The sequence below is a fragment of the Pseudomonas sp. URMO17WK12:I7 genome (assembly GCF_003269045.1).
Classification (GTDB): Bacteria; Pseudomonadota; Gammaproteobacteria; order Pseudomonadales; family Pseudomonadaceae; genus Aquipseudomonas; species Aquipseudomonas putida_J.
Genome location: NZ_QLTL01000005.1, coordinates 45487 through 70951 on the forward strand (window position 1 = coordinate 45487; position 25465 = coordinate 70951).

25 protein-coding genes are annotated in these 25465 nt (G+C 62.5%); 10 read left to right on the forward strand and 15 right to left on the reverse strand.

Annotation, left to right across the window (positions count from 1 at the left end; all coding sequences use genetic code 11):
• Position 1 precedes the first annotated feature (1 nt).
• Positions 2 to 958, reverse strand: a complete 957-nt coding sequence (locus H040_RS07950) for a zinc ABC transporter substrate-binding protein (protein ID WP_050437161.1) — start codon at positions 956 to 958, stop codon at positions 2 to 4.
• A gap of 18 nt (positions 959 to 976) precedes the next feature.
• Between H040_RS07950 and zur the strand changes: the two genes are divergently transcribed.
• The 4 genes from zur (at position 977) to H040_RS07970 (ending at position 3842) form a co-directional block, all read left to right on the forward strand.
• Positions 977 to 1462 carry a zinc uptake transcriptional repressor Zur gene (zur, locus tag H040_RS07955; protein WP_027917183.1) on the forward strand — a complete coding sequence of 162 codons (486 nt, stop codon included), beginning with the start codon at positions 977 to 979 and terminating at the stop codon, positions 1460 to 1462.
• Entirely contained in the window at positions 1459 to 2232 is a 774-nt protein-coding gene (gene znuC / locus H040_RS07960) for a zinc ABC transporter ATP-binding protein ZnuC (RefSeq protein WP_027917182.1), read from the forward strand. The genes zur and znuC overlap by 4 nt, the downstream gene beginning before the upstream one ends.
• Positions 2225 to 3007, forward strand: a complete 783-nt coding sequence (gene znuB, locus H040_RS07965) for a zinc ABC transporter permease subunit ZnuB (RefSeq protein ID WP_027917181.1) — start codon at positions 2225 to 2227, stop codon at positions 3005 to 3007. The genes znuC and znuB overlap by 8 nt, the downstream gene beginning before the upstream one ends.
• Before the next feature lie 127 nt (positions 3008 to 3134).
• A complete protein-coding gene (locus H040_RS07970) occupies positions 3135 to 3842 on the forward strand; it encodes a PA5502 family lipoprotein (RefSeq protein WP_027917180.1) in 708 nt (235 codons plus the stop codon).
• Positions 3843 to 3947: 105 nt separating this feature from the next.
• On the opposite strand, the gene katE is transcribed toward H040_RS07970, so the two are convergent.
• The gene (katE, locus tag H040_RS07975; RefSeq protein WP_027917179.1) at positions 3948 to 6077 is read right to left on the reverse strand and encodes a catalase HPII; all 2130 of its coding nucleotides are present in this window, start codon (positions 6075 to 6077) and stop codon (positions 3948 to 3950) included.
• Between the two features lie 226 nt (positions 6078 to 6303).
• Between katE and H040_RS07980 the strand changes: the two genes are divergently transcribed.
• The 3 genes from H040_RS07980 to H040_RS07990 all read left to right on the forward strand — a co-directional run bounded on the left by H040_RS07980 (position 6304) and on the right by H040_RS07990 (position 8817).
• Complete coding sequence (locus tag H040_RS07980) at positions 6304 to 7311, forward strand: methionine ABC transporter ATP-binding protein (RefSeq protein WP_027917178.1); 1008 nt, start codon at positions 6304 to 6306, stop codon at positions 7309 to 7311.
• On the forward strand, positions 7311 to 7982 hold the full coding sequence (locus H040_RS07985) for a methionine ABC transporter permease (protein ID WP_010951513.1): 672 nt from the start codon (positions 7311 to 7313) through the stop codon (positions 7980 to 7982). The genes H040_RS07980 and H040_RS07985 overlap by 1 nt, the downstream gene beginning before the upstream one ends.
• 64 nt (positions 7983 to 8046) lie before the next feature.
• On the forward strand, positions 8047 to 8817 hold the full coding sequence (locus tag H040_RS07990; protein WP_027917177.1) for a MetQ/NlpA family ABC transporter substrate-binding protein: 771 nt from the start codon (positions 8047 to 8049) through the stop codon (positions 8815 to 8817).
• Positions 8818 to 8936: 119 nt separating this feature from the next.
• Here H040_RS07990 and H040_RS07995 read toward each other — a convergent pair whose 3' ends face one another.
• The 5 genes from H040_RS07995 to H040_RS08015 are packed head-to-tail and all read right to left on the reverse strand — an operon-like array spanning position 8937 to position 12820.
• A complete protein-coding gene (locus tag H040_RS07995; RefSeq protein WP_027917176.1) occupies positions 8937 to 9569 on the reverse strand; it encodes an SCO family protein in 633 nt (210 codons plus the stop codon).
• Entirely contained in the window at positions 9566 to 10459 is an 894-nt protein-coding gene (cyoE, locus tag H040_RS08000) for a heme o synthase (RefSeq protein WP_027917175.1), read from the reverse strand. The genes H040_RS07995 and cyoE overlap by 4 nt, the downstream gene beginning before the upstream one ends.
• On the reverse strand, positions 10444 to 11523 hold the full coding sequence (locus H040_RS08005; RefSeq protein ID WP_027917174.1) for a COX15/CtaA family protein: 1080 nt from the start codon (positions 11521 to 11523) through the stop codon (positions 10444 to 10446). The genes cyoE and H040_RS08005 overlap by 16 nt, the downstream gene beginning before the upstream one ends.
• 9 nt (positions 11524 to 11532) lie before the next feature.
• Entirely contained in the window at positions 11533 to 12114 is a 582-nt protein-coding gene (locus H040_RS08010) for a hypothetical protein (RefSeq protein WP_027917173.1), read from the reverse strand.
• Positions 12083 to 12820: an SURF1 family protein gene (locus tag H040_RS08015; RefSeq protein ID WP_027917172.1), complete on the reverse strand. Its 738-nt coding sequence runs from the start codon at positions 12818 to 12820 to the stop codon at positions 12083 to 12085. Before H040_RS08015 ends, H040_RS08010 begins: the two co-directional genes overlap by 32 nt.
• 50 nt (positions 12821 to 12870) lie before the next feature.
• Here H040_RS08015 and H040_RS08020 point away from each other — a divergent pair, with 50 nt between their 5' ends.
• Entirely contained in the window at positions 12871 to 13074 is a 204-nt protein-coding gene (locus H040_RS08020; protein WP_027917171.1) for a twin transmembrane helix small protein, read from the forward strand.
• Between the two features lie 38 nt (positions 13075 to 13112).
• Here the strand turns inward: H040_RS08020 and H040_RS08025 are convergent, their stop codons facing one another.
• The 4 genes from H040_RS08025 to coxB are packed head-to-tail and all read right to left on the reverse strand — an operon-like array spanning position 13113 to position 17354.
• Positions 13113 to 14000, reverse strand: coding sequence for a cytochrome c oxidase subunit 3 (locus tag H040_RS08025; RefSeq protein WP_027917170.1), 888 nt, complete (start codon positions 13998 to 14000; stop codon positions 13113 to 13115).
• 16 nt (positions 14001 to 14016) lie between these two features.
• Positions 14017 to 14583: a cytochrome c oxidase assembly protein gene (locus H040_RS08030; protein WP_027917169.1), complete on the reverse strand. Its 567-nt coding sequence runs from the start codon at positions 14581 to 14583 to the stop codon at positions 14017 to 14019.
• A 10-nt stretch (positions 14584 to 14593) separates the two neighbouring features.
• The gene (ctaD, locus tag H040_RS08035) at positions 14594 to 16183 is read right to left on the reverse strand and encodes a cytochrome c oxidase subunit I (RefSeq protein WP_027917168.1); all 1590 of its coding nucleotides are present in this window, start codon (positions 16181 to 16183) and stop codon (positions 14594 to 14596) included.
• Between the two features lie 43 nt (positions 16184 to 16226).
• Positions 16227 to 17354 (reverse strand): cytochrome c oxidase subunit II, encoded by a 1128-nt coding sequence (gene coxB / locus H040_RS08040; protein ID WP_027917167.1) that lies wholly within the window; start codon positions 17352 to 17354, stop codon positions 16227 to 16229.
• A 368-nt stretch (positions 17355 to 17722) separates the two neighbouring features.
• Here coxB and H040_RS08045 point away from each other — a divergent pair, with 368 nt between their 5' ends.
• Both H040_RS08045 and H040_RS08050 read left to right on the forward strand, forming a co-directional pair.
• The gene (locus H040_RS08045) at positions 17723 to 18367 is read left to right on the forward strand and encodes a hypothetical protein (protein WP_027917166.1); all 645 of its coding nucleotides are present in this window, start codon (positions 17723 to 17725) and stop codon (positions 18365 to 18367) included.
• A gap of 107 nt (positions 18368 to 18474) precedes the next feature.
• Positions 18475 to 19557 (forward strand): hypothetical protein, encoded by a 1083-nt coding sequence (locus tag H040_RS08050; RefSeq protein ID WP_027917165.1) that lies wholly within the window; start codon positions 18475 to 18477, stop codon positions 19555 to 19557.
• A 2-nt stretch (positions 19558 to 19559) separates the two neighbouring features.
• On the opposite strand, the gene H040_RS08055 is transcribed toward H040_RS08050, so the two are convergent.
• The 4 genes from H040_RS08055 to H040_RS08070 all read right to left on the reverse strand — a co-directional run bounded on the left by H040_RS08055 (position 19560) and on the right by H040_RS08070 (position 25394).
• Complete coding sequence (locus tag H040_RS08055; RefSeq protein ID WP_027917164.1) at positions 19560 to 21077, reverse strand: SulP family inorganic anion transporter; 1518 nt, start codon at positions 21075 to 21077, stop codon at positions 19560 to 19562.
• 194 nt (positions 21078 to 21271) lie between these two features.
• Complete coding sequence (locus H040_RS08060) at positions 21272 to 21991, reverse strand: carbonic anhydrase (RefSeq protein ID WP_027917163.1); 720 nt, start codon at positions 21989 to 21991, stop codon at positions 21272 to 21274.
• 283 nt (positions 21992 to 22274) lie between these two features.
• Entirely contained in the window at positions 22275 to 23333 is a 1059-nt protein-coding gene (locus H040_RS08065) for a PA0069 family radical SAM protein (protein ID WP_027917162.1), read from the reverse strand.
• A gap of 66 nt (positions 23334 to 23399) precedes the next feature.
• The gene (locus H040_RS08070) at positions 23400 to 25394 is read right to left on the reverse strand and encodes a M3 family metallopeptidase (RefSeq protein ID WP_027917161.1); all 1995 of its coding nucleotides are present in this window, start codon (positions 25392 to 25394) and stop codon (positions 23400 to 23402) included.
• Positions 25395 to 25465 lie beyond the last annotated feature (71 nt).

A 25465-nucleotide genomic window follows, 5' to 3' on the forward strand; every position in this document is an offset into this window, starting at 1 on the left:
CTTAGAGTTGTTCCAGGCACCCAGCCAGGTCACCACCGAGCTTCTCGAGCAGTCGCTCGTAGCCCTTGGCATCCACCGGATCAGTGCCACCCAGGGCATCCAGCTCCGCCAAGCGCACCGGAAGCCCGGCCGTCAACGTCTCGGCCAGGCGCGGCCGCAGCGGCGGCTCGCTGAACACACACGTCTTGCCCACTTCCTGGAGGCGCTTGCGCATCGCAGCCACATGCTGCGCGCCCGGCTGCACCTCGGACGCCACACTGAAAACGCCCGTGTGCTGCAGGCCATAGGCTGACTCGAAGTAATCAAACGCTTCGTGGAACACGAAGTAGGGCTTGCCAGCGATACCGGCCACCCGCGCCTTGATCCGCGCATCCAGGGCATCCAGGCGCTCGGTGAAGGCCTTCAGGTTGCTCTGGTAGTGCGCGGCATTGGCCGGGTCGGCCGCCGCCAGGTCAGCCGCCATCTTCGCCGCAATCACACGGGCGTTGACCGACGACAGCCACAGGTGCGCATCCAGGCTGCCCGGGCGGTGATCATGGTCGTGGTCGTCCTGACCCTCCTCCTCATGGGAATGGCTGTCCTGGCCAAAGTGACGCAGCTTCATGCCGGCCAGCGACTGCACGGCCACTGTCGGTTTGCTGCGGCTGCCCAGCACCCGTGGCAGGAAGTTCTCCATGTCTGGGCCGATCCAGTACAGCAGGTCGGCATCGCCCACCTTGCGTACATCGGAAGGGCGCAGGGCGTAGTGATGCGGCGAAGCGCCCGGCGGCAACAGCACATCCGGGCTGCCCACGCCATCCTGCACGGCGGCTGCTATCTGCTGCAGGGGTTTGATACTGGTCAGCACACGCACGTCGGCCTGTGCCGAGCAGGCGATGAAAGCGACAAAAAGCACAAGGAATCGGGACACGATGAATACTCGACTCGTCAGAAACAGGTAACATAATAACGTCTCCATCCAGAACCGTCGCTGCCCATGTCCATCACGCCGCTGGCTCACCGTCCCCACGATCATTCCCATTGCGTGCACAGCGCCTTGTCCGAAGCCGATGCCCTGTGCACGCGCCAGGGCCTGCGCCTGACGGCACTGCGCCGGCGTGTGCTGGAGCTGGTGTGGCAGAGCCACAAGCCGCTGGGTGCCTACGACATCCTTGCCGTGCTCAGCGAGCAGGATGGCCGCCGCGCCGCGCCGCCCACCGTGTACCGCGCCCTGGACTTCCTCCTGGAAAACGGCCTGGTTCACCGCATCGCCTCGCTCAACGCCTTCATCGGCTGCAGCCACCCGGAGCACGCGCACCAAGGCCAGTTCCTGATCTGCCGTGTGTGCCACGTGGCTATCGAACTGGAGCAGGACAGCATCAGCGACGCCATCATCAACAGCGCCAAGGGCGTGGGCTTCAGCGTCGAAACCCAGACGGTGGAAATCGTCGGCCTGTGCGCCAACTGCCGGAGCGCGGCATGAACGACGCCCTGATCCGCCTCGAGCAGGTCGGCGTCAGCTTTGGCGGCGAGGCCGTGCTCGACAGCATCGACCTTTCAGTGGCGCCCGGCCAGATCGTTACCCTGATCGGCCCCAACGGCGCCGGCAAGACCACCCTGGTGCGCGCCGTGCTCGGGCTGCTCAAACCGCACCGCGGCAAGGTCTGGCGCAAGCCGAAGCTGCGCATCGGCTACATGCCGCAAAAGATTCAGGTGGACGCCACGCTGCCGCTTTCGGTATTGCGCTTCTTGCGCCTGGTACCCGGGGTAGACCGTGCGGCTGCCTTGTCGGCACTGCAGGAAGTCGGTGCTGAACAGGTCATCGACAGCCCGATCCAGACCATTTCCGGCGGCGAGATGCAGCGCGTGCTGCTGGCCCGGGCGCTGCTGCGCGAGCCACAGCTGCTGGTGCTCGACGAGCCCGTGCAGGGCGTCGACGTAGTCGGCCAGACCGAGCTGTACAACCTGATCACACGCCTGCGCGACCGCCACGGCTGCGGCGTGCTGATGGTCTCCCACGACCTGCACCTGGTGATGAGCGCCACCGACCAGGTGGTCTGCCTGAACCGCCACGTGTGCTGCTCGGGCCACCCAGAGCAAGTCAGCAACGACCCCGCCTTTGTCGAACTGTTCGGCCAGAACGCCCCAAGCCTGGCCGTCTATCACCACCACCACGACCACAGCCATGACCTGCACGGCTCGGTCGTCGCCCCTGGCGCCCATGTTCACGGAGAGCACTGCAAGCATGGCTGATTTTCTTCTTTACGCCTTGCTTGCGGGTTTGTCCCTGGCAGTGGTCGCGGGCCCACTCGGCTCATTCGTGGTGTGGCGGCGCATGGCCTACTTCGGCGATACCCTGTCCCATGCCGCGCTGCTGGGCGTGGCCATGGGCTTCGTGCTGGATGTGAGCCCGGCCCTGGCGGTGACCGTGGGCTGCCTGCTGCTGGCAATCCTGCTGGTGACCTTGCAGCAACGCCAGCCATTGGCCTCCGACACCCTGCTCGGCATCCTCGCCCCCAGCACCCTGTCGCTGGGCCTGGTGGTGCTGAGTTTCATGCATGACGTGCGCATCGACCTGATGGCCTACCTGTTCGGCGACCTGCTGGCCATCAGCACCACCGACCTGGCCTGGATCCTCGGCGGCAGCGCACTGGTCCTGCTGCTGCTCGCCGCCCTGTGGCGGCCGTTGCTGGCCATCACCGTGCACGAAGAACTGGCCATGGTCGAGGGGCTGCCCGTGGCCGGCCTGCGCATGGCGCTGATGTTGTTGATCGCGGTGGTGATCGCCGTAGCCATGAAGATCGTCGGTGTATTGCTGATCACATCGCTGCTGATCATTCCTGCCGCCGCCGCGCAGCGTCACGCCCGCTCGCCAGAGCAGATGGCGCTGGCCGCAACGCTGATCGGCATTACCTCGGTGTGCGGTGGCCTGGCCATGTCCTGGTTCAAGGACACCCCGGCCGGGCCATCGATCGTGGTCTGCGCGGCGGTGCTATTCTTGCTGAGCCTGGCCCTGCCAAAACGTTGAAAATCAGGGTGCACACAGGTGCACCTTGCAACCTTTTCACGGGTAAAGGGTCTGTAAGACTTATTTTCGAGCGTGCGCACCTGGGTGTAGACTTGCTCGCTTTTTGCGCAAATAGAGAGTCGCAGGAATGAAGCCGTTCGCATCTCGTTATCTGCTTGTTGCCGCGTTTTCCCTGTTCCTGGCCGCGTGTTCCAGCGCGCCGGTCGAGCAGGCCGATGCACCTGCCCAAGCCGATGCCTGGCAGCAGCTGCAACAGAGTATCGCCAGCAACGAGCTGGCCACCGCCGAAGACCAGCTGGCGGCGCTGCAGGCGCAGTCGCCCGATGATGCTCGCCTGGAGCAAAACCAGCGCCAGCTGGCCGAGGCCTATCTGAAACGTAGCCAGATCGTGCTGCAGAAAGGCGACGTCAATGCTGCCGCCACCGCGCTGGCACGGGCCCGGGCGTTGATGCCACAGGCACCGGCAGTGACCGGCGGCGATGCCGTGACCCAGGCGCGCAAGGCCGAGCTGGAAAAGGCAGAGGCGGCCTTGAAGGCTGCCGAGGCCAAGCCACAGGCGCGTGTGATCGACCCGACGGCGCCGAGCACCGTGATTGCACTGAAGACCACCGACATTCGGGCCATGCGCCGCCAGCTCGACGAAATTGCCAAGGACGTGGTCAATTACCAGTGCGAGGTGGTGTTCCAGGTGCCGCGCACGCAGGATGCGCCTTGGCTCAAGAACCTGCTGGAGAAGCGCGTGCACAAGCTCGACAGCGGTTTCGAGCTGAAACAGAAGCATGAGATCCAGCGGTCGATGCCGGCGCAGGTGGTGCTGGTCCCGCATCAGCGTTGAGAATCTGGGGGCGCTACGCGCCCCTCTCGCGACACAAGGCCGCTCCTACAAGGCGATTTCCTGTAGGAGCGACCTTGCTTAGCGAAAGGGCTGCAAAAAAGCACCCTAGGCCGGCACAGCCTCAGCAGCAGCTTCCCGCTCCCACACCCGATGCCCTTCAACTGCTTTGACAAAGGCATCCACCACCTTCTGCTCATCCCCAAGCAGCAACCCCTTGTCCTCCTTGAGCCCAAGCTCCTTCGCCAGCTCCTTGGTCAACACCATTGCCTTCAGATGCTTGTAGCCCTCCAGCAGAAAGTGCTTCGCCAGCCCACTGGAACCCAAGGCCTTGTCCACCCCCTTGGGCACGACAATCCCGTCGAACATGATCGACGGCATCCCCTCCATCGACGCATCTACCGGCAACGCCTTGCCATCCGCCGTCTTCACCGGCGCCGAAGTCGGCCCCAGAAGCATTGGCCGTGCGCTTTCGGCTTCCAGCGCCTTGACCAGCTTGTCGACACTTGCGCCATCCACACCATCGGCGACCAACACTGCAATCTTGCGCCCCTTGATGCCCACATCACCGGGGTGGTTCATCTGGCTCAACGCCTTTGACTGCGCGGGGTTGCTACCTTTCACCTGCACCGTTCCCTGCTTCGGCGCCGGCAGCCCGAGGTTAGCCGCCACCGCCGCCGCCAGCTTCAGGTCGATATTGGCGAGGATCTCGTTCACCTCACGCTGGCGGATGCTCTCCCGCTCCACCTTGCCCAATTCAAAGCTGTAAGCCTTGATGATGTGCTGCTGCTCGGTCGCGCTCATGCTCTGGAAGAACAGCCGTGCCTGGGAGAAGTGGTCGCCGAACGATTCGCTGCGCTGGCGGATCTTGTGCGCATCGATGCGCTCCTGATAACTCTCGAAGCCACCGTCCTGCGCGGCAGGCGGCGTCTCTTTGGGCCAGCCGCCATCGATGGAATTGGGCTCATACGAAGCCCGGCCCTTGTCGATGGTCATGCGGTGCATGGCATCGCGCTGGCTGCTGTGGTTCGGCGCCACTGGGCGGTTGATCGGGATCTCATGGAAGTTGGGGCCACCGAGGCGGCTGATCTGGGTATCGGTGTAGGAGAACAGCCGGCCCTGCAGCAACGGGTCGTTGCTGAAATCGATGCCAGGCACGATATGCCCCGGGCAGAACGCCACTTGCTCGGTCTCGGCAAAAAAGTTGTCGGGGTTGCGGTTGAGCACCATCTTGCCCAGCGGGGTGACGGGTACCAACTCCTCCGGGATGAGCTTGGTCGGGTCGAGCAGGTCGAAGTCGAACTTGTGTTCATCGGCCTCAGGCACGATCTGCACGCCCAGCTCCCACTCAGGGTAATCACCGGTCTCGATCGCATCCCAGAGGTCACGGCGGTGATAGTCAGTGTCCTTGCCTGCAAGCTTTTGCGCCTCGTCCCACAGCACCGAGTGCACGCCCTGGCGGGGCTTCCAGTGGAACTTGACGAAACTGGCCACGCCCTCGGCATTGATCATGCGGAAGGTGTGCACGCCAAAGCCCTCCATCATCCGCAGGCTACGTGGAATGGCGCGGTCGGACATGGCCCAGATCACCATGTGCGCAGACTCCGGCACCAGCGAGACGAAGTCCCAGAAGGTGTCGTGAGCCGAGCCGCCGGTAGGCATCTCATTGTGCGGTTCGGGTTTGACCGCATGCACGAAGTCGGGGAACTTGATCGCATCCTGGATGAAAAACACCGGCATATTGTTGCCAACGAGGTCGAAATTACCTTCATCGGTGTAGAACTTGACGGCAAAACCGCGCACATCGCGCACTGTGTCCCCTGAGCCACGCGGGCCCTGCACCGTTGAAAAGCGCACGAACACCGGGGTGATTTTCTCAGGGTCCTGCAGGAATCCGGCTTTGGTCAGCTCGGCATGGCAGCCATAGCTCTGGAAGTAGCCATGGGCACCAGTGCCGCGGGCGTGGACGATGCGTTCAGGAATGCGCTCGTGGTCAAAGTGGGTGATCTTCTCGCGCATGATGAAGTCTTCGAGCAGCGACGGCCCGCGTGCGCCGGCTTTCAGGCTGTTCTGGTTGTCTGCGATTTTCACACCTTGGTTGGTACGCAGTGCCTGCCCGGTTGCGTCGCTGCGAAATGTTTCCAGGCTTTGCAGCTTGGCGTTGGTGTTGGCCCGGTCAGGGGTCTGGGTACCGGCGGCCTCGCTGTGCTTGGGCGCGTCCGTCTTCTTGCTGGGCATGGTCGGCTCTCCTCATCAGTCTTCAGGCGTGCCCGTGTCGGGCTTGTTCAAGTAGTGACTGGAGGGCACTGTCGAGCGTTCAATCAGGATTACCGGTTGTCGCGATATGCCCGAAGGATTGGTGCATTACGAAATAAATGCTAAGAACAGCTATGGGAAAAGGCTAAAATGCGCGACCCCAGCTAACCGCTGCCCCAAATTCCATGCGCCCCACAAGGTTCGCTACGTGATCGAGTTCCAACAGGTACATAAAACCTACCGCGTTGCCGGTAGGGAAATCCCCGCACTGAATCCGACCAGCCTGACCATCGAAAATGGCCAGGTGTTCGGCCTGATCGGCCATTCCGGCGCCGGCAAGAGCACCATGCTGCGCCTGATCAACCGCCTCGAAGAACCTTCCGGCGGCACGATCATCGTCGACGGCGAAGACGTCACCGCGTTCAACGCCAGCCAGCTGCGCGGCTTCCGTCAGCAGGTCGGGATGATCTTCCAGCACTTCAACCTGCTGGCTTCCAAGACGGTCGCCGACAACGTCGCCCTGCCGTTGACCCTGGCAGGCGAGCTGTCGCGCAGCGAGATCGACAAGCGCGTCACCGAGCTGCTGGCCCGCGTCGGCCTGCAGGACCACGCGAAGAAATACCCGGCCCAGCTTTCCGGCGGGCAGAAGCAGCGCGTCGGCATCGCCCGGGCGCTGTCCACCAACCCGAAGATCCTGCTGTGCGACGAAGCCACCAGCGCCCTCGACCCGCAGACCACCGCTTCGGTGCTGCAGCTGCTGGCCGAGATCAACCGTGAGCTGAAGCTGACCATCGTGCTGATCACCCACGAAATGGACGTGATCCGACGGGTCTGCGACCGCGTGGCGGTGATGGATGCCGGCCAGATCGTCGAGCAAGGCTCGGTGGCCGAGGTGTTCCTGCACCCGCAGCATCCGACCACCAAGCGCTTCGTCCAGGAAGACGAGCAGGTCGACGAAGGCGAGCAGCGCGACGACTTTGCCCACGTGCCAGGCCGCATCGTGCGCCTGACCTTCCAGGGCGACGCCACTTACGCCCCACTGCTGGGCACCGTGGCCCGCGAAACCGGTGTGGATTACAGCATCCTCGCCGGGCGTATCGACCGCATCAAGGATGTCCCCTATGGCCAGCTCACCCTCGCCCTGATCGGCGGTGACATGGAAGCGGCGTTCGCCCGCTTCAAAGCAGCTGACGTACATATGGAGGTACTGCGTTGATGGACGCCCTGAATTTCTTCGCCAACGTCGACTGGGCCGAAATCTGGCTGGCCACCGTCGATACCATGATCATGCTGTTCGGCTCGCTGTTCTTCACCGTGCTGCTCGGCCTGCCGCTGGGCGTGCTGCTGTTCCTCTGCGGGCCGAAGCAGATGTTCGAGCAGAAGGGCGTGTACGCGCTGCTGTCGCTGGTGGTCAACATCCTGCGCTCGCTGCCGTTCATCATCCTGCTGATCGTGATGATCCCGTTCACCGTGCTGATCACCGGCACCTCGCTGGGTGTCGCCGGCGCCATCCCGCCGCTGGTGGTGGGGGCCACGCCGTTCTTTGCGCGCCTGGTGGAAACCGCCCTGCGTGAAGTGGACCGCGGCATCATCGAGGCCACACAGTCGATGGGCGCCACCACCCGCCAGATCATTACCAGCGCACTGCTGCCAGAAGCCCGCCCGGGCATCTTCGCGGCGATTACCGTCACCGCCATCACCCTGGTGTCGTACACCGCCATGGCCGGTGTGGTCGGCGCTGGCGGCTTGGGCGACCTGGCCATCCGCTTCGGCTACCAGCGCTTCCAGACCGACGTGATGGTGGTCACCGTGGTGCTGCTGCTGGTCCTGGTTCAAGTCCTGCAGAGCGTGGGCGACAAACTGGTCGTGCATTTTTCCCGTAAGTAACCCCAATGGGGTCGGCCCGGCCGACCCGTTCGGGGGCCGTCGCGGCCCTCACAAGGAGTGATTCATGAAGAAGCTGCTTGCTGTCGCTGCCGCCGTTGCGGCCTTCTCGGCCCACGCCGGTGATCTTTCCGTCGCGGCCACCCCGGTGCCGCACGCCGAGATCCTCAACTTCGTCAAACCGCAACTGGCGAAAGAGGGCGTCAACCTCAAGGTGAAGGAGTTCACCGACTACATCCAGCCGAACGTGCAAGTCGCCGAAAAGCGCCTGGATGCCAACTTCTTCCAGCACCAGCCGTATCTGGATGAATTCAACAAGGCCAAAGGCACCAACCTGGTCAGCGTTGCCGGCGTGCACATCGAGCCGCTGGGCGTGTATTCGGCAAAGATCAAGAAGCTCGACGAGCTGTCCTCCGGCGCCACGGTGGTCATCCCCAACGACGCCACCAACGGCGGCCGCGCACTGCTGCTGCTGGACAAGGCCGGCGTGATCAAGCTCAAGGACAACACCAACATCCTGTCTACCGTGAAGGACGTTGCCGAGAACCCGAAAAGCGTGAAGTTCCGTGAGCTGGAAGCGGCCACCATCCCGCGCGTGCTGACCCAGGTCGATATCGCCCTGATCAACACCAACTATGCGTTGGAAGCCAAGCTGAACCCTGAGAAGGACGCGCTGGCCATCGAAGGCAGCGACTCGCCGTACGTGAACATCCTGGTTGCCCGCCCGGACAACAAGGACTCGGATGACATGAAGAAGCTGGCAGCAGCGCTGCATTCGCCTGAGGTGAAGCAGTTCATCAACGAGAAGTACAAAGGCGCTGTGGTTCCGGCCTTCTAAGCCGTCATATCGCGCGGGATGCTTCGCGGGTAAACCGGCTACCACAGGTACGGCACAGGCCTTGAACCTTGTGCTACCCCTGTGGGAGCGGGTTTACCCGCGAAGCTTTTACAGGCCACTCAATCCCGTTTCACCAGACCGGGCAACTGCGCCACCAGCTTCTGGTTGTTGAACGGCGCACGAATGAACCCGCGCTGGCGCCCATCCGGCCCGACGACCGCCAGGTTGCCGCTGTGGTCAACGGTATACCCCGGCTTGCTGGTATCCGCCGGGATGAACGGAATGCTCAAGGCATTGGCCAGTTTCTGGGTATCCTCGATCGACCCCGCCACCCCGACGAAATCCTTGTCGAAATAGCCCAGGTACTGCTTCAGCTGGTTCGGCGTATCGCGGTTCGGGTCCACACTCACCAGCACCACCTGCAGCCGGTCCACGGCCTCTTTGGGCAGCTCGCTCTTCACCTGGCGCAACTGGGCCAGGGTGGTCGGGCAGATGTCCGGGCAGTAGGTGTAGCCAAAGAACAGCAGCGACCACTTACCCTTGAGGTCGTCCAGTTGCACCGGCTGGCCATCCTGATTGGTCATGGTCACGTCGGCCACCGCGCGGCTCTGCGGCAAGAGAATGATGCCGGCGTCGATCAGCTCGGTCGGGTTGAGCTGGCCACGGCCATTGAGCACTTTGTTGACGGTAAGGCCCAGGATCAGCGCGACCAGGGCGACGAGGATGAAGACGGTTTTCTGGGTTCGAGTCATAGATTCAGCAACAGGTAGTGGTCAACGAGCAACGCGATGAACAGCGCGAACAGGTAACCGATGGAGTACTTGAAGGTTCCGATCGCCGCGTGCGGCCGGTTGCCACGGTACAACACCCAGGCCCATTGCAGGAAGCGCAGGCCCAGCGCCAGGGCACAGGCCAGGTACAACAGGCCGCTCATGTGGATGGCATACGGCAGCAGGCTCACCGCCAGCAATATCAGGCTGTACAGCAGGATATGCAGCTTGGTGTAACGCTCGCCGTGGGTCACCGGCAGCATCGGGATATCGGCCTTGGCGTATTCCTCCTTGCGGTGGATGGCCAAGGCCCAGAAGTGCGGTGGCGTCCAGGCGAAGATGATCAGTACCAGCAGCAGGGGCTCGGCGCTGATATGGCCGCTCACTGCAACCCAGCCCAGCAACGGCGGTGCGGCGCCGGCCAGGCCGCCAATGACGATGTTCTGTGGCGTGGCGCGCTTGAGAAAGCCGGTATAAAGCACTGCATAACCGAGCAAGGAGGCCAGGGTCAGCCAGGCGGTCAGCGCGTTGGTGAACACCAGCAGCAGGGCCATGCCAAGCAGCGCCAGAGCCAGGGCGAACAGCAATGCGGGCAACGGCTCGACTCGGCCTTGGGCCAACGGGCGTTTGTGGGTGCGCGCCATCAGCGCGTCGATGCGCCGGTCCACTACATGGTTGACCACGGCTGCGCTGCCTGCGCACAGGGCAATCCCCAAATTGCCGAACAGCAGCACGCTCCAGCTGACCCCGGCGCGGGTCGCCAGGAACATGCCCGCCAGCGAGGTGATCAGCATGAGCACCACCACTTTGGGCTTGGTCAGCTCCAGGTAATCGCGCCAACCGGCACGCCTTGCGCTCAGAAGCGTCGCCACGAATCGTTCCTCATGTGGTGGGTGATGCTTACCCCGGCCACGGGCCGCAGGCGCCAGCCATGGCCAACCCCGACGCGCACCTTGTCGACCACGCGAATGCGGTAGTTCACCAGCACCATGCTCAGCAGCAGCAGGGCACCTCCAGCGTTATGCGCCACTGCCACGGCCAGCGGCAGGTGGAACAGCACATTGCTGACGCCCAGCCCGATTTGCACTGCCAGCGCCAGCAACACCAGCCGCGACAGGCCTGGGAGGCCACAGCGGTGCAGCTTCCAGCTGAGCATCAGCAATACACAAGTCACCAGTAGCGCGCCCAGGCGGTGGCTGATGTGGATGGCCGTGCGCGCATCGCTGTCCAGTTGCCCACCCAGGTAATTGGGGCCGACATGCTGGGTGAGGTGGAAGCCGTTGCTGAAGTCTGCCGCCGGCCACCACTGGCCATGGCAGGTGGGCAGGTCGATACAAGCGACTGCCGCATAGTTGGCACTCACCCAGCCACCCAGGGCGATCTGGCCGATCACCACCAGCAAGGCCAGCGCGGCTATGCGCCGAAGGCTGAGCGGCAGTTTCGGCAAGGGCGCAAAAGCCCGGGACAGACGCAGGGACAGCAGAAACAGCAAGCTCAAGGTGGTAAAACCGCCCAGCAGGTGCGCGGTGACCACTTGAGGCCACAACTTGAGGGTGACGGTCCACATGCCAAACGCCGCCTGCGCCAGCACCACGCCCAGTAACAACAGGGGCAGGCGATAGGGCTGGCCATCGCGGGCATGCCGGCGCACCGCCTGCAAGGCGAGCAGGGCGATCACCACGGCGAGGGAGCCGGCGAAGTAGCGATGGACCATTTCGGCCCAGCCCTTGGCTTCTTCCACCGGATGGTCAGGGAAGTGCAGTCCGGCATGGGCCAGCTGCGCTTCGCTCTTGGGCACGCTGATGAAGCCATAGCAGCCAGGCCAGTCGGGGCAGCCGAGCCCGGCGTGGGTCAGCCGGGTGTAGGCACCGAGCAGGACGACCAGCAGCGCCAGCAGGGTGGCGAACACAGCGATGCGGAAACCAGGTCTGGCCATGGCAGGCTCCTAGCCGATGTTGGACAGCTTGAGCAGGTGACGCAGGTCGTCGAGCACGTGCTTGCCGTTGACCTTGGCGTCGTAGCGCAGCACCAGGTTGCCGTGCGGATCGACAATCCACAGCTGCGGGCCGGGCTCGCCAACCTTCTGCAAGTAGCGCTGGGCATCCAGTGGGTAGCGTTGCAGTTGCGGATACTCGCGCTGCAGCAGCGCCTGGTAATCGCTGGCCAACGGTTGGGCAGCAGCCAGCGCATGGCTGGCACGGCTGGCGTCACGGCCCAGGCCTACCTGGATCTGCCGCACCAGATACACCAGGCGCTGACAGTCCTCGGCGCAAACTGCGGGTGCGCTGACCAGCAGTTGCCAACGTTGGTCCTCACCTGCAATGCCGATGTCGGTGCGGGTCTCGCCGTTGCCGATCATCGCACCATGGTAGCTGCGGCCCTCCGGCACCCAGAACTGGAGCTTGTACATGCAGGTGGCCAGGATCATCGGGCCGAGCACCACCAGCAGAATCAGAATCAGCTGCAAACGCCCGCGGGCTCTGGGCTTGCTACGTTCAGGCAGGTCCAGTGGAGTGGCGGTGGCCATGCTGTTTCTCCTTGTTTTTGTGCCAGCCGAAATAGAGGTAGAGCAGCACCAGCGCGATGGCCAGCGCAAACCATTGCACGGCGTAACCGAGGTGTTTTTCCGGGCCCATGGCGACTATCGGCCAGTCCAGCCGATAAGCCGCCGGGCCAGGCTCCAGGCGTACTTCATGGGCGAAGCCTTCGCGATCAAGCTGCCGCCACAACTGAGCAGCGTCGACCGCGGTGAGCAGGTGCGGCCACTGACCGCCGACCGGATCGGGGTGCAGCTGGAAGGTGCTGCCCGGCGCTACATACACCGACGCGTTCAGTGCCAGGGCTTGGTCGGGCGTGTCGAAGTGCACCGGTACGCGGCGGTCCGGCCACGCCAGCCAGCCGCGGTTGACCAACAGCCACAGGCCGCTAGGCTGGTCATGGAAGGGCTGCAGCAGCTCGACACCTGCCTGGCCGTCACGCATACGGTTGTCCAGCAGCAGGCTGTGCTGGGCGTCAAAGCGGCCGTAGAGGTGCACCCGGCGGTAAGCGGAGTCCTGCGTCTGCAGCAACTGGGTGGTTGCCAGCGGGGCATCGACCTCGCGCTCGGCATAGGTGGCCAGCAGTACGCGCTTCTGCTCGGCCCGGCTGAGCTGCCAGCAGCCGAGCGCGATCAGCCCCGGCAGTAGCGCGAGCACTACCAAGGTCGGTATCCAGCCCGGACGAAACGGCCTCACGGGCGCCTCGCTATACTTATCCACATCACCGCATCCCCCGGAGAAGCGCCATGCTCAAGGCCGCGATAGTCCTGATGCTGTTGGCCACGGTTGCCAGCCTGTTCAGTGGCCTGGTGTTCCTGGTCAAGGACGACGACCACTCGACCCGCCTGCTCAAGGCCCTGACCGTGCGAGTGACCCTGGCGGCCCTGACCGTCGGCCTGGTCGCCTGGGGCTTCATCAGTGGCCAGTTGGTCTCCCACGCCCCGTTCTAGCTACTTCAACGCTCCTACAAAGGGCCCTCTATGGCCTGTCAGAGCACATACACGAAGATGAACAGCCCCACCCACACCACATCGACGAAGTGCCAATACCAGCTCGCTGCCTCGAAACCGAAGTGTTTGTCTGGGTTGAAGTGCCCGCGCAGGATGCGCACGAACATCACGATCAGGATGATCGTGCCCAAGGTCACGTGGGCCCCGTGGAACCCCGTGAGCATGAAGAACGTCGCGCCATAGATGCCCGAACCCAGCGTCAGCCCCAGCTTGGTGTAGGCCTCGTGGTACTCGTAGGCCTGCAGCGAGATGAAGCTGAGCCCCAGGAGAATGGTCAGCGCCATCCAGAATTTCAGCGGGCCGCGGTGGTCACGGCGCAGGGCGTGGTGAGCAATGGTGATGGTCACGCTGGAGCTGACCAACAATACGGTGTTGATCAGCGGCAAGTGCCACGGGTTGATTACTTCCTTGGGCGGTGGGAACAGTTTCGGGTCCGGTGTGTGCAGCAAGGGCCAGGCGAACTCGAAGCTCGGCCACAGCATGTGGGCGATGCCCTTGTGCCCTTCACCGCCTAGCCAGGGCCCGGCCAGCACCCGCACGTAGAACAGCGCACCGAAGAAGGCCATGAAGAACATCACTTCCGAAAAGATGAACCAGCTCATGCCCCAGCGGAACGAGCGGTCCAGTTGCGGGCTGTACAGCCCGGCGCGGCTCTCGCGAACTACCGAGCCAAACCAGCCGAACAGCATGTAGGCCAGGAACAGCGCGCCGACGAAGAAGATCAGCGGCCCGTGTGACGACGGGTGGCCGGCCTTGAGGTCGTTGAACCAGGTGCCCAGGCCGAACACCGTGATGAACATGCCGATAGTGGCAATGATCGGCCACTTGCTCTGCGCCGGAACATAGTAATGCTCATGACTTGCCATTGCTGTTCTCCTTCCCTCAACGGGCGCCCTGGACGTCCTGTACCGCGGCATGGGCGACCGGCGGATGACGCGCAGTGATGTCGAACAAGGTGTAGGCCAGTGTCAGGTGCTTCACGCTGGCCGGCAGGTCGCGGTCGACGATGAAGCGCACCGGCATCTCGATGCGTTCGCCGGGCTGCAGCACCTGCTGGGTAAAGCAGAAGCACTCGGTCTTGTGGAAATACGCCGCGGCCTCGGCCGGGGTGATGCTGGGTATCGCCTGCGCACTCATCGGCCGGTTGGTCGGGTTGTGCGCAATGAAGATCATCTGGTTCACCGCCCCGGGGTTGACCTCAAGCTGATCGGCGGTGGAGTAGAAGTCCCAGACCATGTCGCTGGCGTTGGTCGACATGAACTGCACCCGTACCGAACGCGTCGGGTCGCTGACCTGGCTGCCCTCGTATTGCCCGCCGGTCTTGCCATTGATGCCGAATGCCTTGCACATCACGTCATACATGGGCACCAGGGCGAAGCCAAAGCCGAACATCACCACCGTCAGCAGCAGCAGGCGGGAGACCAGGCGCTTGAGCGACGAGCCTTTCATGGCGGCGCTCCTACTTCACTTCCGGTGGGGTCTGGAACGTGTGGTAAGGCGCAGGCGAGGGGATCGACCATTCCAGGCCCTCGGCGCCATCCCAGGGCTTGGCCGGGGCAGGTGCGCCGCCACGGATGCACTTGATGACGATGAACAGGAAGAACAGCTGCGTGGTGCCGAACAGGAAGGCCCCGATCGACGACACCATGTTGAAGTCGGCAAACTGCAGGTTGTAGTCGGGAATACGCCGCGGCATCCCGGCCAGCCCCACGAAATGCATGGGGAAGAAGGCCATGTTCATGCCGACGAACGACAGCCAGAAATGCAGCTTGCCGAGGGTCTCGTCATACATGTGGCCGGTCCATTTCGGTAGCCAGTAGTAGGCCGAGGCAAAGATGCCGAAAATCGCCCCGGGCACCAGCACATAGTGGAAGTGCGCCACCACGAAGTAGGTGTCGTGGTACTGGAAGTCCGCCGGGGCGATGGCCAGCATCAGCCCGGAGAAACCTCCGATGGTGAACAGGATGACAAAGGCAATGGCGAACAGCATCGGCGTCTCGAAGCTCAACGAGCCTTCCCACATGGTGCTGACCCAGTTGAACACCTTCACCCCGGTGGGCACGGCGATCAGCATGGTGGCGTACATGAAGAACAGCTCGCCGACCACCGGGATGCCGACCACGAACATGTGGTGGGCCCAGACGATGAACGACAGGAAGGCAATGGCGCCGGTGGCGTACACCATGGAGGTGTAGCCAAACAGCGGCTTGCGCGAGAACGCCGGGATGATCGAACTGACCGCGCCGAAAGCCGGCAGGATCATGATGTACACCTCGGGGTGGCCGAAGAACCAGAACACATGCTGGAACAGCACCGGGTCACCCCCACCGGCGGCGCTGAAGAAGCTGGTGCCGAAGTGGATATCCATCAGCATCATGGTCACCACGCCGGCCAGCACCGGCATCACCGCGATCAGCAGGAACGCGGTGATCAACCAGGTCCAGACGAACAGCGGCATCTTCATCAGCGTCATGCCCGGGGCGCGCAGGTTGAGGATGGTGGCGATCACGTTGATCGCGCCCATGATAGAGCTGATGCCCATCAGGTGGATGGCAAAGATGAAGAAGGTAACGCTGGCCGGGGCGTAGGTGGTCGACAGCGGGGCGTAGAAGGTCCAGCCGAAATTCGGCCCGCCGCCCGGGCTGAACAGGGTCGAAACCAGCAGCAGGAAGGCCGCCGGCAGCAGCCAGAAGCTGAAGTTGTTCATCCGCGGCAGGGCCATGTCGGGCGCGCCGATCATCAGTGGGATCATCCAGTTGGCCAGGCCGACGAAGGCCGGCATCACCGCGCCGAACACCATGATCAGGCCATGCATGGTGGTCATCTGGTTGAAGAACGCAGGCTCCACGATCTGGAGCCCGGGCTGGAACAGCTCGGCGCGGATGACCATGGCGAACGAGCCGCCGAGCAGAAACATCATGAAGGCGAACCACAGGTACATCGTGCCGATGTCCTTGTGGTTGGTGGTCAGCACCCAGCGCATCAGGCCCTTGGCCGGGCCGTGGGCGTGGTCATGGCCGTGGGCGTGGTCGTCGATCACTGCACTCATGTCCTGTCTCCTGCAATCCGCTGATTGCCGCGCAAAACCCGGTTCACTTGGCTTCTGCCTGCTTGAGCGCCAGCACGTCCTTCGGCGTGACCATGTCGCCCTTGTTGTTGCCCCAGGCGTTGCGCTCGTAGGTGACCACGGCGGCGATGTCGACTTCCGAAAGCTGCTTGCCGAACGCGGCCATCGCCGTGCCCGGGCGGCCGTGGTAAACGGTGCTCAGGTGTTCTTCCTTCGGCCCGGTGGCCACTTTCGAGCCTTTGAGCGCCGGGAACATCGGTGGCAGGCCCTGGCCCTCGGCCTGGTGACAGGCCACGCAGGTGGTGTGGTAGACCTTGTCGCCACGCTCGACCAGCTCTTCGAGCGTCCAGTCCTTGCTGGTCAGTTCCTTGAGCTTGGCGGCCTCGGCCTTGCGCTCGCCGAGCCAGGTGTCGTAATCGGCCTTGGACTTGACCTCGACCACCACCGGCATGAAGCCGTGGTCCTTGCCGCACAGCTCGGTGCACTGGCCACGATAGATGCCGGGCTTCTCGATACGGGCCCAGGCTTCGTTGACAAAGCCTGGGATGGCGTCGCGCTTGACCGCGAAGGCCGGCACCCACCAGGAGTGGATGACGTCGGCGGCGGTCACCAGAAAGCGCACCTTGGCACCCACCGGCAGCACCAGCGGCTGGTCCACTTCGAGCAGGTAATGCTCGTCCTTGGGCGCCTTGTTATGAATCTGATCGGAGGGGGTGGCCAGGTTGCTGAAGAATTCCACATCCTGGCCCAGGTACTTGTAGTGCCACTTCCACTGGTAGCCGGTGACCTGGATGTCAAGGTCCGATTCGCTGGCGTCATAGATGTCGATCAGGGTCTTGGTGGCCGGAATGGCCATGGCCACCAATATCAGGAAGGGGACGACGGTCCAGAGGATTTCCACCCAGGTATGCTCGTGGAAATGCGCAGGCTGCTGGCCAGTGGAACGGCGGTGGATGACCATGGACCAGAACATCGCACCAAACACAACGATGCCGATGATCACGCAGATCCAGAAGATCGTCATGTGCAGGTCGAACACGGCGTTGGAGACTTCCGTCGCCCCCGGGTGCATGTTCACTGTCCAGGCGGCGTTGGCCTGACCAAAAACCGACCACAACAGGAGGCCCATCCAGACATGTGGATGTCGCATCATTGCGGGTTCCCCTTCTCGTTCTTGTAGTCCCGGAGGCGTGGCCTGCGGCAAGAGGGAACGGCGGTCAAGACTACCTGGCTTCGACGACCGAGCCCCTGCAAAAGCAGTCGGGCCTCATCAACGAATCACGTTCCACCGGAGTATAGACAGCGACCAATGGCACGCAACGGCACCGGTGAAATGAACTTCACGAATCAGGAAAAAGCCTGCAAAGGCCCGGGCTTGATGGGTTATGGCAAAATACTGGCATCGCGATATGCCGAACTGCGCACACGTTTGCGCGATTTATAACAAATGCGTCTTAGGTATTCTGTATACCGAGCTAATTTAGTGTCTTCCGTCTGAAACGTCTTGTCCCTGGAGTTGTCATGAACATCGCCGCTGTACGCGAGCAGATTAGCCAAGCCCACGATCACGAAGGCCGCACCGGCCAACTGAAGGAGCGTCTCGAGCTGCAACTGCCTCACCTGCACCCCTCGATCCAACTGCCTGAGCAGGACGCCCAGGGTACTTTGGCGCGCTTCGTCAGCGCATACATCGATCAAGTTCCGGAGCTGCTGGAAGCTGCCCACAACGTGTCCCGCGAAGCGGGGATCGAATCCCAGATCAAACCAGTGCTGAAAATTGCCGAAGCCTATTTCCTGCAGCCGCCGAGCGTGATGCAGGGGCATGTGGGCCTCGATTGCCTGTTGGATGAGGCGTACCTTGCGCACCGCCTGGTGGAGGAGGTCAACGATCTGTACATCCGCCACTTCCAGCAGCCCCTGATCCCGGTCGACACCACCGTGGCCAACCTGATCGCCCACCAGTTGATCGGCGAAACCTTCGCCAACCAGCTGGATGAGGTAGTGCACCATTCGGTGGATGAAATGCTGGACGACGAAAGCTTCGCCGCAGAGTCGGTGGAAGCGTATCGCGAAACCCTCCGCAGCCCACAGACAGGCGAAGCCTGGAAGCGCTGGCCGTGCCTGTCGCGCCAGCTGAACGTAGAGTTTGGCCAGGCCAACGCCTGACCTGCCAAGCCGGTGGGGGAAAGCGCTCCCGCTGCTGCCCCCCATTTTCGATCATTACTGTCATCCGGCCGCCCAAGGGCGGCCTTTTTCATTTCAAGGTGATGACAATGACGATCAGAAGAAACCGGATCTACACGGACCTGCTGCGTAGTACCTATCGCACGATATGGGGCAACTGGGGCCTCAACACCTCCATCAAGCCTGGCGCGGTCGGCATCATCGACACCGACTCCGGCGACTTCAAGCTTGTCGCCGACTGCCTGCCCGGCGTCGAGATCAGCAAGAATCAGCAAAGCCGCAAGTGGGATTTCAAATCCACGGGTGTGACGTGCAGGAGCATCAACGCCAATGTCGGGGGGGTGATCTTTGACCCGAGTACCGGTGCCGAGGTCAAACCTGATGCCGCGCTGGAGTGGACCTTCGACAAAGAAAATTCCATTACTTCGGAGTTTGCGATCGCCGGGGAGCATGCCATCAGTAACCTCACCGTCCTCGACGACCAGTACGATTGGCTGCTCGCCCAGGCGCGCAAGTTGAACATGGCCACCGCCAGCGGTATCTCTGAAGGGTTTGGCGTGGTGACCTCGGTCATCTACGCCAGTAGTGGCCTGAATGCAGCGGCGAAGAAGAGCAAGGCCAGCTTCACCGTTTCGGGCAGCGCAAGCGGTCTGAACCGCCTGCTCGGTGAAGGCGGCATCAGCGGCAAAGGCAAGGCGAGCTACGTGTTCACCAGCAACTCCAGTGAAGTCGAGACGCATACCCTGCCGGCCAAAAGCGGTGAAGTGGCAACTGAACCTCTGCCCGTCGCCTATACCTTTGCCTCGTTCGCCGGCAGCCGTGTACTGATCCCGAGCTGGGTCGGCAAGATCGGCGTACTGAACCTGCTGGTGGACAGCAAGGCATCGTCCTTCACCACTTACACCACAAAGCTCACACTGTCCTACCAAACCCCGGCCGGCCCGGTCGAAGACTCAAGGACCGTGGTCGGTGGAAGCTCGGCCAGCTTCGGAGAAATCCCCCTGACCGCCACCGAAATGGTGCTGACTGCGGAGTTCATCAACATCGGCTCGAATACCCGCAAGTCGATGAGGTGGAACACGCCTGCCAGCGAGTGGCTAGGCGGCACCCGTACCGTGAACCTGACAGGTACCTGGCCGGGTGCACCGAACATGACCGAGGTCGAGAGCTGACCTCAAGTACCCGCAACGCTGCGTAAACGCCCTTCCACCCTGCGCTTGAGCCCCCGCTGCTCGATGCGCAGGTTGCAGCCGCTGGTCTTGCTCCAGTCCTCCAGCAGTTCCAGGCATGAATGGTCGATGTAGGTAAGGTTGGCCAGCGGAACATGCAAGGTACTGCCGGCAGGCACGCTATCGAGCACCTGAGTCAGTGCCGGCACCTTGAGAAACGTTGCCGCCCCGCTCAGGCGCAGCTCCATATGGCCACGAGGCTCCAGCTCAACAAGGCAGATTTTCAGGCGCGCGGCCTTGAATGCCAGCTTCAGCAATGTCAGCGCGAAGCCCAGCAACACACCGGTCAACAGGTCGGTGAAGATGATCGCCATGGCCGTCGCCACGTAGGTGAACATCGGCATCCGCCCATAGCGGCGCAAACCCCGCAGCGCCTTGAAATCAACCAGCTTGATGCCGGTGTAGACCAGCACGCCTGCCAGGCTCGCCACCGGAATCTGCTGCAGCACGCTGCTCAGTACCACCACGAACGCCAGTAACCACAAGCCATGCAGGATGGCCGAGGCACGCGTTTGCGCGCCGGCCTGGACGTTGGCCGAACTGCGCACGATTACACCGGTCATCGGCAAGGCTCCCAGGATCCCGCAGAGCATGTTGCCAATGCCTTGTGCCGAGAGCTCGCGATCAAAGTCCGAGCGCTGGCCGCTGTGCATTCGATCCACCGCTGCCGCCGACAACAAGGTTTCAGCACTGGCGATGAAGGCCAGCGCGAAGGCTGCCACCAATAGGGTCGGGTCGGCGAGCCGCATCAGGTCATCCGGGCGGATCCAGTCGATCGCTTCGGACAGGTCAGCCGGCACTTGCACGCGGTTCACCGGCAGCGCCAGCCACATGGCGACGGCGGTCATTGCCGCCACGCCCAACAACGCACCGGGCACGAAACGCAGCTTCTGTGGCCGCAGGCGCTCCCAGGCCCACATGATGGCAATGGTACCTAGCCCGAGCGCACCGGCCATCCAGCCTGAACCTGCATGTTCCAGCGGCAAGGCAGCGCTCACGGTCGCGGGAAACTCAAGCAGGTTCTGCATGCCCGACGGCTGCGGCGCCGTGTCGAACATGACATGCACCTGCGACAGTACGATCAGCACACCAATGCCAGCGAGCATGCCGTACACCACGGCCGGCGCCGTGACACGGAACCAGCAGCCCAGGCGCAGGCGCCCGGCCAGCAATTGCAGAATCCCCGCCAGCAGCAGGATAGGCCCGAGCATCGCCATGCCATGTTGGCGTACCAGCTCGAACACCAACACCGCCAAGCCAGCCGCCGGCCCACTGACCTGCAACGGCGAACCCGCCAGGAAGCCGACCACGATACCTCCGATGATGCCAGTGATCAGGCCCTTGGCCGGTGGCATGCCCGAGGCGATCGCGATGCCCATGCACAACGGCAGGGCAACCAGGAACACCACCACCGACGCCAGCAACTCACGCGGCAAGGCCGCTTTCAACTGTGTCATGTTCACCATCTTTCTCCTTTCTCTGTCGCACGGCCATTCCGCTGGCCGTGGGCACGTTTGATCCCTGACGAGCGCGCAGGCGCGGGCCGCCAGCGAGATCGCCGGCAGGGCAGTCAGGGCATTTTCAAGGCAGCCGAAGGCCGCGCCACACCCGCGGTGGGTGCAGCCGGCTATTCAAGGTTCAGCTGTGGACGGGTCGCTTAGTAGCGGCCTCTCGGAGTGGCACTTGGCACCGGCTGGCCAGCGGCCAGGGGCAGGAAGCTGTCGCTGACAGCGTCGTAGGCTTCGATCTTGCTGGTCTCGATGTCGTACACCCAGCCATGGATGTACAGCTCACCTGCGGCGAGGCGCGACGCAACCGACGGGTGCGTACGCAGGTGATGCAACTGGGCGATCACGTTTTCCTTGGTCAGCACTTGCATGGTTTCGTGCTCGCTGCCGCAGGAACAGTTGTTCTCGACCACGGTGCGGGCAACTTCCGCATGGCGCAGCCAGGCGGAAACCGTTGGCATCTTGGCCAATGACTGCGGGTTGAGCACCGCACGCATGGCGCCACAGTCCGAGTGACCGCAAATGATAATGTGATGGACCTTCAATGCCGATACGGCGTACTCGATGGCGCTGGACACGCCGCCGTTCATCTGGCCGTAAGGGGGTACCACGTTACCGACGTTACGGGTCACGAACAGGTCGCCCGGCGAGCTCTGAGTGATCAGCTCGGGGACAATGCGCGAGTCGGCACAGGTGATGAACATGGCGCGCGGGGTTTGCGCGGTGGCGAGCTTCTTGAACAGCTCCTGCTGCTCGGGGAAGACATCATGGTGAAAGCGCAGGAAGCCGTCGACGATGTGCTTCAGGGCGGCATCGGCGCTCTCCGCGGGGGCTTGCGGAACGACCTTGGATGGGTCCTTGACGGGCATGATTCATCCTCTTGACGGTGTGTAGGTAAATCCATTTTACCGGTGAAAGATTCTGGCTATGCGCAGATTTAGATGACGCGCGAGAGCGATAGATCACAGTCTTCGTTGACTGGATTCCTACGCTAGCGGGGAAAACTTAACTGAAACTTAATTCGGAGGCTCTAGAACGGGTGTTCCAGATCGAAAAGGCGGGAACTGAATAATAGCAAAAAAGCATCAACTGCCAAGTGCCATTAGCACAATTATCGTCTCGGATTAGCTGGGCTAGGGATGGCCACTGCCATCAGAACAACGCCATCTGCCCACCCGGCGGGCAGAACGCCGAACAGTCCAGGGAATGCGCCTCGCGCGCGGCGAAGTCCAGGCGCTTCATGGCCTTGGCAAAACGCTGCGCCAACAACTCGGCAAAGACCCCTTCGCCACGCATCCGCGCACCAAAGCGGCTGTCATACAACTCGCCGCCCCGGCTCTGGCGAATCAGGCTGAGCACATGGGCCGCGCGCTGCGGATAATGGTCCTGTAGCCACTGTTCGAACAACGGCGCCACTTCCAACGGCAAACGCAGCATCATGTAGGCAGCACTCTGTGCGCCGGCTTCCTTGGCAGCCTCCAGCAAGTGCTCCAACTCGCTGTCGTTGATCATCGGAATCATTGGTGAACACAGCACACCCACCGGCACACCGGCCTCGCGCAATACGCGAATGGCCCGCAACCTGGCATTGGGTGACGCCGCGCGCGGCTCAAGCACCCGCTTGAGGTCATCGTCCAAGGTAGTGAGGCTGATCATCACCCGGGCCAGACGCTGGCTGGCCATTTCGGCCAGCAGGTCGAGGTCGCGCAATACCAGCGCGCCCTTGGTCACGATGGTCACCGGGTGCCGAAACCGCAGCAGCACTTCCAGTATCCGCCTTGTCAGTTGCTGCTCCCGCTCGATCGGCTGGTAAGGGTCGGTGTTGGAGCCCAGGTTGATGGGTGCACAGACGTAGCCCGGCTTGCTCAGCTGTTGCGCAAGCACTTCGGCTGCGTTGGTCTTGGCAATCAGCTTGGTCTCGAAATCCAAACCTGGAGACAGATCCCAGTAGGCATGCGAAGGGCGGGCATAGCAGTAGATGCAACCATGCTCGCAACCTCGGTAGGGATTGATCGAACGGTCGAAGGGGAGGTCGGGGGAAGTGTTGCGGCTGATGACCGATTTCGCCGTCTCGATGCGCACCTCGGTGCCCTGGGTCTGGGGCACCTCCCGGTACCAGCCGTCATCCTCCGCCACCGAATGGTTGGGTGCGAAGCGGTTATGCGGATTGTGAGCCGTGCCACGGCCCTTTAACGCTGTTGTAGGTATCATCGCTAACCCCTGATACTGTATTCATATACAGTATCCGCATCCCTGCGATATGACCAGCCCCTCCGATCAGGACACGCCGTGCCAGCGCAAATAGGCTTGCTGGTTGGGCGAGCGCCCGAGGAAGGTTTCCAGCCCCTCCCTCAGCGGGCGTGACGCACCCGGCTCGAACAGCGCCTCCTGCAATGCCTTGCCTGTGGCACGGTTCAGCAAGCCATTGGCTTCGAAGCGGGTAAACAGGTCGAATGCATGAACATCGGCCCATAGGTAGGCATAAAAACCTGCATCGTAACCAGTGACCAGGTGATCGAAGGCATGGGCGGGCCGCTCGAAATCAGCCAACGGCCAATACCCACAACGCTCGCGCGCATCGGCCAGGCGCTGAGCCAGGCTTCTGCCGTCCAACGGCGTGTCATGCAGGTCCAGATCGAAGAGTGCCAGGCTCAGGTCACGCCCACTGTCCCCGATGTCGGCTTGGCGATACTGACCCAGGAAGCGTTCAGCCTCGGTCTGGCTCATGCCGCTGCCATCCCGGCGCGGCGTGGCAATGGAGGCCAGGTAGCGTGCATCCCACACCCAACGCTCGAACAACTTGCCGAAAAGCTCCACACCATCGGTACCCAGTTCGGTCACGTTGGACATGACATGGTTGCCGGTGCGTACCAACAGGTGATGCAGGGCATGGCCGAACTCGTGGTACAGCTTGCGCAGCGACAGGTGATCCAACAGCGGCTCGGCGCCCGCCAGTGCAGCTGGAATATCACTGTTCACCACCACCACCGCTGCGTGATAGATACCCTCGGCATCCACCCGGCGGTTACGGACATAGTTGGTATACACCGCATCGGCCTGCTTGCCAGCATGCTGAACTGCATCCAGGTAGAAGAAACCAACACGGGCGTGATCCTGCCAAACCTCGAAGGTTTGCACGCTAGCGTCCCACGTCGCCAGTGCCACGGGCTGCAGCTCAAGGGCAAAGAGTCGCTGCGCCAGGTCGACCAGGGCCGCCACTACCGTTTTCAGCGGGAAGTGCTCGCGGAACTCGGTGTCAGCCTGCACCTCGCCGCCACGGTTCTGTAGATAGCCAACATCCCAGGGTTCGACCTGTTGCAGGTGTTGAACCACTGCCTGTCGTTGAAGACCCGCACGCCATTGCTCCAGCGCAGGGCGCAGATCCTTTGCCAGTGCATACAGAAATTCGCGTACCTGACTGGCCGAGCCGGCGCTCTTGGCAAGCAGGCTGAGTTCGAGGTGACTGGCGTAGCCCAACAAACGGGCTTTCTCGTCCAGCAGCTGTGCCAACCGCTGTAGGTGGGTACCGTTATCCGCTTGAGCATCGCTGCTTACACCGCGCAGGTGAAAGGCGCGATAGACCCTTTCGCGTAGCGGGCGATGCTGCGCCTGGTTTAGGACTGCCTCGGTGACGGCGGTTTCACACGCAATGAGCCAGCCTCGTTCCCCAGCCGCTTTAGCCTGTGCCGCCAGCTCCTCGCGCAGCCTTTGCGGCAGCCCCTGCAACTGCGCCTCGTTTTCAATCAGCAGCCCAGGCCGGCCTATATTGCCCAGATAGGTTGCCCGCAGCGCGCCAATCTGAGCCTGCAACTGGGCAAGACGGGGTTTGTCCTGTTCTGCCAGCGCGGCGCCGCTTATAGCGAACTTGCGGAGGTGCCAGCGCAGGGTGGCACGCTTGGCGGCATCCAGGTTCACGCCGTTGGCCGTGCTCGCCAAACGCTCATACAAGACCTGCAGCCGACTGTTGCAGAACTTCTGGTCGAAGCGCGTTACCACCTTGTCGAAATAGCTGCCCAATGCCTGCCCCCAGTCAGCGCCCTTGCCCACAAGTGGCAAACACGCGTAGAGCACTGCCAGTAGCTGTGCGTCCAGGTCATCTACCGCCAGCACTAGGTCGTCCCAGGTAGGAAGGGCCTGCTGCCGCTCGATGATCCGCGCAATGCCTTGCTCATGCGCCTCTAGCACGTAATCGAAGGCGTCAGCCATGTTTTCGAGGGTAATCGATGGATAGTCGATCGGATTTTGGCTGCTTTGCAGCAGAGGGTTGTCCACGGTACTTCACCTTGCTCATGTCGAGGAGCAAGCGAGCATGCATGGCTGGCGAGGGAGAAATGGCCTGAGTA

Excerpts from the sequence above, each read along its gene's own strand:
- H040_RS08050 (WP_027917165.1), top strand. The coding sequence starts at position 18,475 with ATGACGATCAGAAGAAACCGGATCTACACGGACCTGCTGCGTAGTACC.
- coxB (WP_027917167.1), bottom strand. The coding sequence starts at position 17,354 with ATGATGCGACATCCACATGTCTGGATGGGCCTCCTGTTGTGGTCGGTT.
- H040_RS08010 (WP_027917173.1), bottom strand. The coding sequence starts at position 12,114 with ATGGCCACCGCCACTCCACTGGACCTGCCTGAACGTAGCAAGCCCAGA.
- zur (WP_027917183.1), top strand. The coding sequence starts at position 977 with ATGTCCATCACGCCGCTGGCTCACCGTCCCCACGATCATTCCCATTGC.
- H040_RS07990 (WP_027917177.1), top strand. The coding sequence starts at position 8,047 with ATGAAGAAGCTGCTTGCTGTCGCTGCCGCCGTTGCGGCCTTCTCGGCC.
- H040_RS08060 (WP_027917163.1), bottom strand. The coding sequence starts at position 21,991 with ATGCCCGTCAAGGACCCATCCAAGGTCGTTCCGCAAGCCCCCGCGGAG.
- katE (WP_027917179.1), bottom strand. The coding sequence starts at position 6,077 with ATGCCCAGCAAGAAGACGGACGCGCCCAAGCACAGCGAGGCCGCCGGT.
- H040_RS08025 (WP_027917170.1), bottom strand. The coding sequence starts at position 14,000 with ATGGCAAGTCATGAGCATTACTATGTTCCGGCGCAGAGCAAGTGGCCG.
- znuC (WP_027917182.1), top strand. The coding sequence starts at position 1,459 with ATGAACGACGCCCTGATCCGCCTCGAGCAGGTCGGCGTCAGCTTTGGC.
- H040_RS08005 (WP_027917174.1), bottom strand. The coding sequence starts at position 11,523 with ATGGCCAGACCTGGTTTCCGCATCGCTGTGTTCGCCACCCTGCTGGCG.
- H040_RS07970 (WP_027917180.1), top strand. The coding sequence starts at position 3,135 with ATGAAGCCGTTCGCATCTCGTTATCTGCTTGTTGCCGCGTTTTCCCTG.
- H040_RS08030 (WP_027917169.1), bottom strand. The coding sequence starts at position 14,583 with ATGAAAGGCTCGTCGCTCAAGCGCCTGGTCTCCCGCCTGCTGCTGCTG.
- ctaD (WP_027917168.1), bottom strand. The coding sequence starts at position 16,183 with ATGAGTGCAGTGATCGACGACCACGCCCACGGCCATGACCACGCCCAC.
- H040_RS07995 (WP_027917176.1), bottom strand. The coding sequence starts at position 9,569 with ATGACTCGAACCCAGAAAACCGTCTTCATCCTCGTCGCCCTGGTCGCG.
- H040_RS08065 (WP_027917162.1), bottom strand. The coding sequence starts at position 23,333 with ATGATACCTACAACAGCGTTAAAGGGCCGTGGCACGGCTCACAATCCG.
- H040_RS08020 (WP_027917171.1), top strand. The coding sequence starts at position 12,871 with ATGCTCAAGGCCGCGATAGTCCTGATGCTGTTGGCCACGGTTGCCAGC.
- znuB (WP_027917181.1), top strand. The coding sequence starts at position 2,225 with ATGGCTGATTTTCTTCTTTACGCCTTGCTTGCGGGTTTGTCCCTGGCA.
- H040_RS07950 (WP_050437161.1), bottom strand. The coding sequence starts at position 958 with ATGGAGACGTTATTATGTTACCTGTTTCTGACGAGTCGAGTATTCATC.
- H040_RS07985 (WP_010951513.1), top strand. The coding sequence starts at position 7,311 with ATGGACGCCCTGAATTTCTTCGCCAACGTCGACTGGGCCGAAATCTGG.
- H040_RS08045 (WP_027917166.1), top strand. The coding sequence starts at position 17,723 with ATGAACATCGCCGCTGTACGCGAGCAGATTAGCCAAGCCCACGATCAC.